This window comes from Streptacidiphilus albus JL83 (assembly GCF_000744705.1).
GTDB lineage: Bacteria > Actinomycetota > Actinomycetes > Streptomycetales > Streptomycetaceae > Streptacidiphilus > Streptacidiphilus albus.
In genome coordinates this window covers 7502648-7515093 of sequence record NZ_JQML01000001.1, presented here as the reverse complement: position 1 = coordinate 7515093, position 12446 = coordinate 7502648, and the positions used below count along the sequence as shown (strand labels likewise).

Below are 12446 nucleotides of genomic sequence, written 5' to 3'. Positions count from 1 at the left end.
GGATCCTCGGTGACCTCGCCGCCCGCGAAGAGTCGGACGAGGCCACCGACGTCATGGAAAGGACCTACGCCGGCGGGTCCGCCACGTCACGGTTCCACTCGGACTTCGAGGACTGCCAGCCGTCTTCGTCCGCCCCGCGTCGCCAGTAGCCGGAAATGGACAGCTGATCGCTTGCCAGCCCGCGCTCTATCCGCAGGTGATGCCGCAGCGCCTTCACGAAGTGCGCCTCACCGTGGACGAAGGCATGCACCGTTCCGGCCGGGAAGTCCGACGCGGAGACAGCCTCCTGGAGCGCGTCGCCGATCTGACGCTCCCCGCGGTGCAGCCAGCTGATGTCGGCATCGGCCGGTGTCCGGATCTCCTGTTCCTCTTCCGGACCGGAGACCTCGATGAACGCCTTGGCGACCGCTCCTGACGGCAACGCCTCCAGGGAGGCCCCGATCGCGGGCAGGGCGCTCTCGTCCCCGATGAACAGATGCCAATCGGCCTCTGCACTGGGCGAGTAGCCGCCGCCGGGACCGCTGAAGTAGATCTCCTCCCCGGGCTTGACCTTCGCGGCCCAGGGGCCGGCCAGACCGCTTTCACCGTGGTGGACGAAGTCCACGGACAGTTCGACGGCCTCCGGGTCCCAGCCGCGGACCGTGTAGGTCCGGGTCTTGGGCCACTGCTCCCGGGGAAGCTCCCGGCGAATCGCCGAGATGTCGAACGGCTCGGGGTACTGCACTTCCTCCAGAGGGAAAATCAACTTGACGTAGTGATCGGTGTACTGCCCGGCCGCGAACCCTTGCAGGCTCTCACCGCCGAGCACGACCCGTGCCATGCCGGGGGTCACCCATTCGACGCGCAGCACCCGCCCCCGGTGCAGCATCGACCTGTTGGGCTTCGGATTGTCGGACATCAAATGGCTCCTTGCCTGCTTCATTTCGTCAGAACTACTTCTTCAGCGCCCGAGCCAGAACCGGAGCAATGTCCGCAAGTGCGTCCGCACTCATCAGTTGCATGTGCTTGAACGGAGTGACGTGCTTTTCGATTCGGCCGCTCACATACGGCTCCCAGACCTCCGCAAGTCCGGTGGCCGCACCGTCCGGCCCGGCCGCCTCGAAGAAGAGCATGTCGCCGTCGAACCGCTCGGTGGCTGTCGCCCGGCTGATCCTGAGGTTGTTCTCCGTGATGTCGATGAGAGCGGCGACAGTCCGCTCCTCAAGGCTGGCCAGTGTTCCGCCATGGGACTTGAGAATCTCGAGGATTCGCGGCATCTCGATCGGCTCGTCACCCGGCTCGGCGTAGAAGGCTCCGATTCCGTCGAACGCGAGTTCCAGGAGATCGCGCTGGCTGCGCGTACTGTCCGCGCCGGCGTGTCCTCCGATGCCGGCATCGAGCACGGCCAGCAGGGACACCTGCTCGCCCTCCTGCTGGAGGCGGGCCGCCAGGGTGTGGGCGACCTTGCCGCCGAAGGACCAGCCCAGGAGGGCGTACGGGCCGGACGGCTGGATCGCTCGGATTCGGCCGAGGTAGTCCTCGATCAACTCATCCATATCGGCGGGGAAAGGCTCGTCCCCGGCCAGTCCACGGGCCTGGAGCCCGTACACCGGGTGCTCCTTCGGGGCGTAGCGCAGCAGCCCGGCGTAGCACCAGGCCATGCCGCCGCCGGGGTGCACGCAGAACAGCGGCGGACGGCTGCCGACCGGCCGCAGGTTCAGCACGGGCTCCAGTCCGCTGTCCTGTTCCTCGCTGTCCGCCTGGCCCAGGTTCGACAGAGCGGCCACGGTGGGAGTCTTGAGCAGGCTGCGAATCGAGAGCTTCACACCCAGGATCGCTCGGATGCGGCTGACCAGGCGGGTCGCCAACAGGGAGTGGCCGCCCAACTCGAAGAAGCTGTCGTCGATGCCGACCGTGGGCACGCCCAGGAGCTCGGCGAACAGGCCGCACAGGATCTCCTCGCGCGGGGTGCGCGGGCCCCGCCCGGTCCGGGTGGTCGTCGACATGTCCGGGACGGGCAGGGCCCGGTAGTCGACCTTGCCGTTGGTGGTCAGCGGGAGTTGGTCGAGCACGAGGAACGCGGTGGGGACCATGTACTCCGGCAGCAGGCCGGCGGTGTGCGCGCGCAGCGCGTCGGTGTCGACGGTGTCCACGGTGTTCGGGGCGTCGGTGCCGGTCTCGGCGACGAGGTAGGCCACCAGGCGCTTGTCGCCCGGCTGGTCCTCGCGGGCCACCACCGCCACCTGCGACAGTCCCGGGAAGCGGCCCAGTACCGCTTCGATCTCGCCGAGTTCGATGCGGAACCCGCGGATCTTGACCTGGTCGTCGACCCGGCCCACGAACTCCAGCAGCCCCTCGTCGGACCAGCGGGCCAGGTCCCCGGTGCGGTACATCCGGCCGCCGGCCGGACCGAAGGCATCGGCCACGAACCGCTCCGCCGTCAGGTCCGCCCGCCCGAAGTAGCCCCGGGCCAGCCCCGCACCCGCCAGATACAGCTCCCCGGCCACACCCGGCCGCACCAGCGAAAGCATGTCGTCCAGGACATAGGCCCGCATGCCGTCCAGCGGACGCCCGACCGGGATCGGCGCGGGTACGGTGTCGGTCGCGGTCCAGGGGTGCTGGGTGGCGAACAGGGTGGTCTCGGTGGGGCCGTAGGCGCAGCGCACGAGGGTGTCGGGGCAGTGTTCCAGGACCCGGCGGACGGCGGTCGGCGAGATCACGTCACCACCGGTGATCACTTCCCGGACACCGGCGAAGCAGCCCGGGTCCTCCTCCGCCATCACCCGGAACAGACCCGCCGTCACCTGCAGCCCGGTGATCCGCTCCTCCGCGATCAACCGCGCCAGCGTCGCCACACTCAGATCACCCTCGGGCGTCACCACCGTCCGCCCACCGTGCAGCAACGGCACCCACAACTCGTAGGTCGAGGGATCGAACGCATACGGAGCCACCATCAGCACCCGCTCGTGCGCACCCGGCCCGAACATCCCGTCCACCACCAACTCCAGGATGTCCCGGTGCGTCACCGCCACCCCCTTGGGACGCCCCGTCGAACCAGACGTGTACATCACATACGCCAACTGCTCCGGCCGGCCCGCCACCCCCGGATCACCACTCGGCAGCCCGGCCAACTCCTCGTCATCGTCGACCAGCAGCACGGTGTCAGCGGTGGGCAGGCCACGGCCACGCGTCGCGGCGTCGGCCAGCAGCACCGGCGCACAGGTCTCGTCGACGATCCACTGCATCCGCTCCAGCGGAGAGCCACTGTGCAACGGCAGATAGAACGCCCCGGCCTTCAGCACCGCCAGCAGCGCCACCACCAGGTCCACCGAACGCTCCATCAGCACCGCCACCGGCGCCTCCGCACCCACCCCCAGACCCACCAACCCGTGCGCCAACCGGTTCGCCCGCTCGTCCAACTCCCGGTACGACAACTCCCGCCCCGCACACCGCACCGCCACCGCATCCGGGGACCGCAGCACCTGAGCCGCAAAAGCCGCCTGCACCGAACCGCCGACCAACGCCGCGTGCGACTCAAACGACCGATCCTCGGCAAAAACAACAGCATCTGACGTTTGCATTACCAATCACTCCCTTTCGGTACTGGGGTCGCGCGTGTGTCGCACGGAGAGAGCTGCAAAAGAACTCACTTGCCGAAAACAGAGAGGGACACGGATCCCAGGGACCCGAATGACGCCCTGACGGTGGCGCCTGCCTCAAGATCGACCGCTGCGGCCAGCGATCCGGCCAGGACCAGGTCGCCGGCACCGATCCCCGCACCGAAAGAGGCCAGGATGCGCACCAGGCATGCCACGGACTCCGCCGGGTGCCCCAGCACGGCCGAGCCCTTCGCCGTCTGCACGAAGTCACCCGACTCGAACACCATCGTCTCGGCGGCGAGGTCGCGCCCGTCGAAGGCAACGGCCGCACCCAGGACGGCCATGGCCGACGAGGCGTTGTCCGCGACGGTGTCCACCCACGCGATGTCCCAGTTCTCGATGCGACTGTCGAGCACCTCCAGGGCCGGGTAGACCTCGGTGGTGACGGCCAGTACATCCGCCGCCGTCGTACGGGGATCGGAGAGGTCGGCGCCGATCCGGAACGCGATCTCCCCCTCGACCTTGGGTGAGATGAACCATCCCGGGTCGAGGCAGGCGCCGTCGGCGAGAAGCATGCCTTCGGTCAGGAAGCCGAAATCCGGCTGGTCGACGCCGAACATCTCCTGGATGGCGAGGCTGGTGGCGCCGATCTTGTATCCGGCATGCACCGCCCCGTTCTTGTGTTCAAGGGTGCGGAATGTACGCTGAATCGCGTAGGCGTCCTGTGCAGTGAACTCAGGATACCGAGCGGAGATGGGCGGTATCGCCTTGCGCTCCCGCTTGGCGTTCCACAGTTCGACGGCCAGCTGCTCGTGAACGGCATGGGAATCATGAAGCATAGCTCGTGGCCGAGTTGGGCGCCGCGCAGGTCGTCGGCGCAACTGTTCCCAACTCGGCGCGCCTCCATTCGGACCTCGGGAAGTTACTTGGTCGCCAGGAACAGCCGGCCGCCCGGCATGATCTCTGATATGCAATCGACATTCGAGAAGCCGGCGCTGCGGAACTTCTCAACCCACTGGTCCGCGGTGGGCAGACCGACTCCCATGAATTCGGAGTGCAGGTAGGTGAAGAGAGCGCTGAACTTGCGCTCGCGGGCTTCCTGCCCGTACGAGACCGCGTCGACCACGGCCAGGAAGCCGCCGGGCGCGAGGGCTTTGTGACACGTGCGCAGCACGTCCTCGAAGACGGATTCGTTCTGCAGGACGTCGTGCATCACGAAGCACGCCTGAATGACATCCGCCCCTTCGAGCGGACCGGGATCGGCGATCAGCGACTCGACCGACCGCTCCACGACCTGCAGCCGATCGTCCACGCCGGCCCGTCCCGCGGCTTCCCGCGCAGCGGCGCAGGCAGCAGGGCTCAGGTCGAGGGCGACCCCGGAACGGCGGTCGTCCTGGACGAGAAGGTCGATGAGCAGACCGGCCGCGCCCGCGCCGAGGTCGACGACGCGCTTCGCGCCGGCGGCCACGACCCGTTCGACAACGGCGGGGTAGAAGGCCCGGTCCCCGATCCAGCGCGAGCTGACCGCCACCCGGCGGCCGTCACGGCGATAGGTGTCGGCGGCGGACTCGCTGCCGGCGAGGAAGGCCCGCGCGTTCTGCAGGAACGGACTGTTGGCCGTCAGCGCCCAGGACAGGTAGCCGACCTCGTGCCGCCAGTCCGCGTAGTCGTCGGAGGGGCGGTACAGGTCGCTCCCGTCCTCGGCGACCAGCAGCCCGGCGGCCGACAGCGCATGGACGTAGTCCCTGAGACGGTCCTGGGGAAGACCCGTCGCCCCGGCCAGGTCCGCGACACCGAACGTACGGCCCGAGTCCAGCACCTGGTCCGCGCCGATCTCGGCGCCGATCTGGAGCAGTGCGGCGACCGCCGCATAATCCGCTCCCACCTCGCGTACGGAATCCACGTTCACTTTTGCTCCTCGATTTTCTGAAGGACCATCAAACTATGTCGTACAGGGAGTTCTTCTCGGCGAGCCCCATCGCCACCTCGATGATGGCGTCCTCCTGGCCGGCGACGACGCTCCTGCGGCCCAGCTCCATCAGGATTTCCCGAGGGTCCACCTGGAAGCGCTCCGCAGCGCGGCGTGTGGGCGCGGCGAAGCCGGAGAAGACACCGGCGATACCGCTCGCGATGGTGACGCTGTCGTTCGTCGGAATGCGCTTGACGAAGGTGGATTCCGCGAGATCGGCCGCGTCGAGTGCCGCGAACAGCTGGAGCCTGGTCTCGATCTGCTCCAGGTGCAGGTTCGCGGCGACCAGTTCGAGCGGTGCGTTGCCGGCTCCGGCGCCGAAGCCGCGCGCGGTCACATCCACGATGGTCGCGCCGGCCTTGATGGCAGCCATGCTGTTCATCACCGAATGGCCGAGGTTGTTGTGCCCGTGGAAGCCGACCTCGATGTCGAGCGCCTCGACGAGCGCGCCGACCTTCTCGTCGACTGCGGCCGGTGTGTACGCGCCGGCGGAGTCCATCAGGATGACCGCGTTCGCTCCGTACCCCTCCATGAGCCGCGCCTGCTCGATGAGCTTCTTGGTCGACGCCATGTGGCTCATCAGCAGCAAGCCTTTGACGGTGACGTCCATCGCCCGGAGCATGGTGATCTGTTGACGGGTCACGTCCGCTTCCGAGCAGTGAGCACCGACCCTGACCTCGTCCACTCCGCAGTCCAGTGCGGGCTTCAGATCGCGTTCGACCGTCGCGAACCCCGGGATGGACAGGACGCCGAGCCGCGTCTCCTTCAACTGGGCACGCGCGGCGGTGAGCATCTCCGCGTCGCTCAGCGCGGCGCGTCCGACCTGGAGCGACGAGGCGCCAAGTCCATTGCCGTGCCCGACCTCAAGGAGGTCGGCCCCCGCAAGCTCGGCGGCCCTGGCGTAGGCCACGATGTCCGTACGACCCAGCTGATGCGATACGGCGTGATTTCCGTCCCGCAGGGTCGTGTCGCAGATTTTGAGCTGCCGCTCGGAATGTGTCCTCATCGACGTGCCTCCGCTCGCCCCTCGGCAACAGCCACTGCTGCACAGGTGATGACGTCCAGATTTCCGGCGTAGCGCGGCAACCAGTCACCGAGTCCTTCGACTTCGATGGTCACCATGATGCGATCGCCGGTGGCGACCGGCGGAACGACGACGCGGTAGCCCGGGACATAGGAGTTGATCCGCTTCTCCATGTTGTCGACCGAGACGCGCAGCGCTTCCATGTCGATGTTCTCGGAATCCGGTACGGCAATGGTGTTCCGCATGACGATTCCCGGCTCTGCCGGATTGATGATGAGAATCGTCTTGGCGGTGTCCACCCGGCAGAACTCATGCGTGGCCTTCTGCGTGGTGAAGGCGTACTCGTCGATGTTCGCCCTGGTCGCCGGACCGACGCTCGCCGACGAACTGGCCGTGGCGATCTCCAGGTAGCCCAGGTCTTCGGCAGCGTCGCTGAAGCAGCGAGCGATGGGAACTGCGGCCTGTCCACCGCAGGTCACCATGCTCACGTTCGGCTCGGCGAGGCACTCCTCCAGGTTCAGCGCCGGAACACAGAACCTGCCGAGATGCGCCGGCGTGAGGTCGATGACCGGGACGCCCAGCCCTTCGAGTATTTTCCAGTTGTGCTCCGCGTCCTTGGCCGACGTCGCATCGAAGACCACGTCGATCCGGTCCGCCATCTCGGCAAGGGCGTCGATCCCGCCGGCAGTCGTCGGGATCCCGCGGGAATCGGCGAGCTCTATACCCGGCGAGCTGGTACGGCGGCCGGCGAACGAATCGCACCGGAGATGGGGCGAAGCCATGACCTTGAGCAGCAGGTCGCAGCCAATATTTCCCGTGCCTATGATAGCCACGCGAAGAGGGTCAGCAATGGAGCCATTTTGTGCGTACATTCACCTGTCCTCTATCCGCAGTCTCAATGCTGTGAACGTCGGGCCTGGTCCGGCCGACGAGATGCGTGCGGGGAACTGTGCCAGGAACAGAACGCGGCCTCGTGGAACTGATCGGCCAGGCGTTCCGGATATGAGGGCCGACTCACTCGGGTCGGCGGAACCTCTGTTCGGAGGCTATCGCGCGCCCGGGCGCCGCACAATAGCGGAAGTCGACGTCATTCAATTCGGACCGGACAGGGCATGCCGGAATATCCGCCGGATATCGGGGCGGGTACGCCGCGTCCGGTCGGCGCCCGGGTTCGGGCGAGTGCTTCCGCCTTCCGCGCGCCGGAGACCTGGCCGACGGATTCAGCGTGCCAACCGGCTCGGCCCAGCTCCAGCACGATCTGGCCGGCGTGCACCGCCGGCACTGCGAACGTGATGGAGAGGGATCCTTCCTCCGTGGAGTGCCGCGGCACCACGTCCTCCGCCGCCACGTGGAAGGTCCTGAGCGCGTCCAGGGAGCGCAGGCCGAAGGGTCAGTAGCGGAAATCCGCCCAGCGCATTCCGTCGGCGGACGGCACAAGACCGCCTTCCCGCATCGGACCCTCGTCGTCGACGACCTCTCCCAGCGCGGCGTGGACCTGGATCCTGGCCCCCTCCTCAAGTACCGACTGGACGAGCGTCGAGTCGAACAGATCGCGATCCGTTCCGTTCTCGCCCGCGGGCTGGTCGGCCAGCTCGGAGAACTCCCGGAACCTGGACTCGCGCTGTTCGGTGTAGGAGGCGGCGTTGACCAGCCCGCCCTCGCGTGAAGCGCCACCGCCGACCAGTTCGACGAAGGACTCGAGTCCGGGCGCCGAGCTGTTCATGACCTTCTTGGCGGTCCAGAAGTACGAATCCTCGTCCCGGTGCATGTCGTAGAACGCCACCAGGAAGTCATGGAACAGCGAGTACTCGTTCCGATACCGGGCCTCGTACTCCTCGAAGCACTTCGTCTCCTCGAAGTCCCCGCTCAGCGTCGAGTTGATGGAGCGAGCGGCCAGCAGACCGCTGTAGGTGGCGAGGTGGACACCGGAGGAGAAGACCGGGTCGATGAAGCAGGCCGCATCGCCGACCAGGACCATGCCGGGGCGCCAGAACGTGTCCTGGCAGTACGAGTAGTCCTTGCGGACCCGGATCTCGCCGTAGGGTCCGCTCTCCACCCGGTGCGCCCCGGACAGGTACTCCGCGATGAGCGGGCACTCCTCGATCAGGCCCATCAGGGCCTTCTCCCGGTCCCCCTGCACTCGGTCCAGGGACTCGCGCCGCAGTACCGCGCCGACGCTGGTGAGCTCCTCGGTGAGCGGGATGTACCAGAACCAGCCGGCCTCGAAGGCGGCGCAGAGGATGTTGCCGGAGTTGGGCGCGGGAAGCCGCTTCCCGCCCTCGAAGTACCCGAAGAGCGCAATGTTCTGGAAGAAGTCCGAGTAGTGCCGGGTTCCGCCGATGCGGCTCTGGATGCGACTCTTGTTGCCGGAGGCGTCCACGACGAAGCGGCTGCGCACCTCGTGCCGAACCCCGTCGGCGTCGGCGTAGAGCACCCCGCAGACGCGACCGTCCTCCTCGATGACATCCACCACCGAGCTCTTCTCGCGGACCTCGACGCCCTTGTTGCGCGCATTGTCCAGGAGAATCTGGTCGAACTTCATCCGCTCGACCTGGTAGGCCAGTGAGGTCGGGCCCGAGAAGGTCTCGGAAACGGAGAAGGAGAACGTCCACGGCTCGGGGCTGCTCCCCCAGCGGAAGGTGCCTCCGCGCTTGGGCATGAACGCGGCCTTCTCCAACTCCTCCGAGACGCCGAGGAGTCTGCAGATACCGTGCACCGTCGAGGGCAGCAGGGACTCCCCGATCTGGTAGCGGGGGAACTCTTCCTTCTCCAGGAGAAGAACACGGTAACCCTGCATAGCCACCAGGGTGGACACGGTGGAACCGCCCGGCCCACCACCGACGACCACGACATCGAACTCTTGGTCGTTTTTGTCACGCATGACTTTTTCCCCTTCCATAGTTTGTTCAGAGGGAACAGAAGATGCCCGCAGGTACGCGCAGCCGGCCCGCGAACGCGGTATTCAGCCCCGCATACCGGAGACGGACGAGCGCAAGGTACGTGCGGCGGCCAGGTCGGCACAGCCGGCCAGGAGGAGGGCCTCCTCCAGCTCCGTCCGCAGGATCGAGAGCACCTGAGTGACTCCCTGCGCCCCGGCGGTACTCAGCCCCCACAGCACCGGACGCCCGATCAGGACGCCATCGGCGCCCAGCGTCAGAGCTCGCAGGATGTCGGTGCCGCTGCGGACACCGCTGTCCATGAGGACCTGGCACTGCCCGTCCACCGCTTCGACCACCCATGGCAGCGCGGTGATGCTGGCCGGCGCACCGTCCAACTGGCGGCCGCCGTGGTTGGAGACCACCACCGCGTCGGCCCCGAGTCGGACGGCCCGTTCCGCGTCCCTGGGGTCGAGGATGCCCTTGACCACCAGGGGAAGTCGGGTCTGCTCCCGGATCCATTCCAGGTCGGACCAGCCGAACGTGGAGTCGAAGGCGATATTCGTGTGCGCGGCCACGGCCGACTCGTTGGGTCGGCGTGAATGTGCTGCGGAAGGGCCGTCGGGCTCCAGGTTGGCGCTACGGATCCAGGAGGGAAGCGTGAACTCGTTGCGCAGGTCGCGCAGCCGACGGCCCATGATCGGGACATCCACGGTCACCATCAGTGCCTGGCAGCCGACTTGTTCCGCGCGCCGAATCAGCTCGACCACCCGGCCGCGATCGTGCAACCAGTACAGCTGGAACCACAGGGCCGCCCCGACCTCGGCGATCTCCTCCAGCGAATGACTGCTGATGGTGCTGACGACGAAGGGCACCTGCGCCGCCAGAGCGCCCGCTGCGGCTGCGAGGTCGCCCTCCGGGTGCAGCAGACGCTGGTACGCCATCGGCGCGACCGCGAGCGGCAGCGCGGCCGAGGTACCCAGCAGCCGCGCACCGGTGTCACTCCTCTTGACGCCTGCCAGCACCCTGGGCACCAGTGACACGCTGTCCAGTGCCGCGCGGTTGGCCTCCAGGGTGGATTCCGTGCCGCTGCCACCGGCGATGAAGTCCCACACCTCCGGCGCCAACCGCGCGGCGGCCGACCGTTGCAGGTCTTCCACACACACGGGCCGCGTTCCCACTCCGTCGACCGGCGCCCCGGGCTGCTGAGCCATTACTTCTCAGCCTCCGCTTCGACCCGCTGCCGTTCGACGGCCTCGTAGAGTGCCTTGATGTTCCCGCTCCCGAAGGTGCGGGCGCCCAGGCGCTCGATGACCTCCATGAAGAAGGTGCCGTTCGGGTGGACCGAGGCGGTGAAGATCTGGAACAGCTGGCCGTCATGGTCCTCGTCGACCAGGATGTCCAGTTCCTTCAGTTCGGAGACCGAGTACCGGGTCAGGTCCATGGACAGCAGCCGGTAGTAGGCATCCGGAGTGCCCAGGAAGGACACACCCTGCGACTTGAGCAGGCCCACGGACTCCACGATGCTGTCCGCGGTGAAAGCGATGTGCTGGACGCCGGCCCCGCCGTGGTTCTTCAGGAACTTGTCGATCTGCCCCGGCTCCAGCGAGGTGTCGGGCTCGATCACGGTGAGCGTGACGGAACCGGATCGGCTCTGGACCACTTTGGAGTCCATCGCCTGACTGCCCACCAGAATGCGCTCTTCGAAGATCATCTGGAAGTCCAGGACCTTTTCGTAGAACTCCACGGTGGGCGCGAGCTGCCCGGCTTCGACGCAGACGGCGAAGTGGTCGATCACGCCCAGGCCGCTGTCGAACCGGGTGCCCGTCCCGGGAACCGGCGAGAGACCCGGGAGTTCCCGTACATCACGACCGGCCGGACGCTGCACGAATGTGTGGATCACATCTCCGAAGCCCCGGATCGAGGCCGTTGTCAGCCCGTCCCGCTCGGCCGGTTCCGCCACCGCCGCGGCACCCCGGCGCACTGCCTCGGCGAATGCCTCCCTGGCATCGGGGGTGGTGAGCGCGATATTGGCCACCCCGTCACCGTGCTGCGCGACATATGCAGCTGCGGGGTGGTCGGCACCCTGCGCCGTCGTCAGCACCAGCCGGATCCGGTTCTTGCCGAGCGCCACCGAACGGATGGCCGTGGCAGGTTCCGCCGGCGCGGAGGCTCCGTAGATCTCGAATCCATAGCCGTCTGTGAACTGCGCCGCAGCCACAGCTGTGTCTTGGACGTAGAACTCGACATGGTCGACGGCGAGTTCATCGAAAATGGACATGTTCGAATTAGCCATTTGTTTCACTATCCCGGCTGAATGCATGGACAGGAACTGAGGTCATGAGGGGGCGCAAGGTTCACGCCGTGGTGTTCATCTGCTGGACGAGGCTGTACGGCCGCATTTCCGTCCAGTTCGAGTTGATGTACTCGATGCATGATGCGCGATCACTCTCGTGAACGGCGGTCCAGCCGGCCGGAACCCCGGCGAACTTCGGCCAGAGCGAGTACTGCTTCTCTTCGTTGATCAGTACGAGGTATTCCGCCTCGGGGTTTTCGAAAGGATTGGTCACGACCCTGCTCCTTCTGTTCCTGGCGACTGCCTGCGGAGTTGCTCATCCTTGGCGAACTGAAGGCATGAAGAACTCGGAAACGCATAGAGGAAAGATCACCGGATCTCTCACGATCCGGACTCGATGACCCGCAGACAAATGCCCGCCAGGGTCATCACTGTGCGCCCAGTGGCCTTCTGGAGTGAGGTTCGCACGTCCGGAGAAAGAACTTCAACTACACACCTGTGCGAAGGAAATCTTCGCAACCACGGCACAATCACCCGATACATCCACTGGCCGACCACCCGCGAAGGCCTGCTCCGACGGAGCGTCCATCTGCTGCGGTGCCGCAGATGGACATGTCCGCCAGGTACGCGGCGAGACGCCCAACTGTCGCTCGGCGACCCCGGCGGGCCTGGTGCACCGGTCTACCCCATGGGCTCCCATGGC

At 66.8% G+C, this 12446-nt stretch carries 10 protein-coding genes; all 10 read right to left on the bottom strand.

From position 1 onward, the window contains the following. Window positions 1-64: 64 nt before the first annotated feature. The 10 genes from BS75_RS32830 to BS75_RS32780 all read right to left on the bottom strand — a co-directional run bounded on the left by BS75_RS32830 (window position 65) and on the right by BS75_RS32780 (window position 12017). Window positions 65-898, bottom strand: a complete 834-nt coding sequence (locus BS75_RS32830; RefSeq protein ID WP_034090835.1) for a siderophore-interacting protein — start codon at window positions 896-898, stop codon at window positions 65-67. A 34-nt stretch (window positions 899-932) separates the two neighbouring features. Then, entirely contained in the window at window positions 933-3560 is a 2628-nt protein-coding gene (locus tag BS75_RS32825) for an amino acid adenylation domain-containing protein (RefSeq protein ID WP_081982832.1), read from the bottom strand. 65 nt (window positions 3561-3625) lie between these two features. Continuing rightward, window positions 3626-4417 carry a 2-keto-4-pentenoate hydratase gene (locus BS75_RS32820; RefSeq protein WP_034090834.1) on the bottom strand — a complete coding sequence of 264 codons (792 nt, stop codon included), beginning with the start codon at window positions 4415-4417 and terminating at the stop codon, window positions 3626-3628. Window positions 4418-4500: 83 nt separating this feature from the next. Next, complete coding sequence (locus BS75_RS32815) at window positions 4501-5487, bottom strand: class I SAM-dependent methyltransferase (protein ID WP_034090833.1); 987 nt, start codon at window positions 5485-5487, stop codon at window positions 4501-4503. A gap of 28 nt (window positions 5488-5515) precedes the next feature. Then, window positions 5516-6553, bottom strand: a complete 1038-nt coding sequence (gene dmpG / locus BS75_RS32810; protein WP_034090832.1) for a 4-hydroxy-2-oxovalerate aldolase — start codon at window positions 6551-6553, stop codon at window positions 5516-5518. Then, complete coding sequence (locus tag BS75_RS32805) at window positions 6550-7404, bottom strand: acetaldehyde dehydrogenase (acetylating) (RefSeq protein WP_197091982.1); 855 nt, start codon at window positions 7402-7404, stop codon at window positions 6550-6552. Before BS75_RS32805 ends, dmpG begins: the two co-directional genes overlap by 4 nt. Before the next feature lie 557 nt (window positions 7405-7961). Continuing rightward, window positions 7962-9452: a tryptophan 7-halogenase gene (locus tag BS75_RS32795; protein ID WP_152646335.1), complete on the bottom strand. Its 1491-nt coding sequence runs from the start codon at window positions 9450-9452 to the stop codon at window positions 7962-7964. 81 nt (window positions 9453-9533) lie between these two features. Next, complete coding sequence (locus BS75_RS32790; protein ID WP_331281454.1) at window positions 9534-10613, bottom strand: alpha-hydroxy acid oxidase; 1080 nt, start codon at window positions 10611-10613, stop codon at window positions 9534-9536. Window positions 10614-10660: 47 nt separating this feature from the next. Next, complete coding sequence (gene hppD / locus BS75_RS32785) at window positions 10661-11728, bottom strand: 4-hydroxyphenylpyruvate dioxygenase (protein WP_197091981.1); 1068 nt, start codon at window positions 11726-11728, stop codon at window positions 10661-10663. Between the two features lie 76 nt (window positions 11729-11804). Further along, entirely contained in the window at window positions 11805-12017 is a 213-nt protein-coding gene (locus BS75_RS32780) for an MbtH family protein (RefSeq protein WP_034090826.1), read from the bottom strand. Window positions 12018-12446 lie beyond the last annotated feature (429 nt).

Coding starts and splice junctions, on each gene's coding strand:
- BS75_RS32825 (WP_081982832.1), bottom strand. CDS start 3,560: ATGCAAACGTCAGATGCTGTTGTTTTTGCCGAGGATCGGTCGTTTGAG.
- BS75_RS32820 (WP_034090834.1), bottom strand. CDS start 4,417: ATGCTTCATGATTCCCATGCCGTTCACGAGCAGCTGGCCGTCGAACTG.
- dmpG (WP_034090832.1), bottom strand. CDS start 6,553: ATGAGGACACATTCCGAGCGGCAGCTCAAAATCTGCGACACGACCCTG.
- BS75_RS32830 (WP_034090835.1), bottom strand. CDS start 898: ATGTCCGACAATCCGAAGCCCAACAGGTCGATGCTGCACCGGGGGCGG.
- BS75_RS32795 (WP_152646335.1), bottom strand. CDS start 9,452: ATGCGTGACAAAAACGACCAAGAGTTCGATGTCGTGGTCGTCGGTGGT.
- hppD (WP_197091981.1), bottom strand. CDS start 11,728: ATGTCCATTTTCGATGAACTCGCCGTCGACCATGTCGAGTTCTACGTC.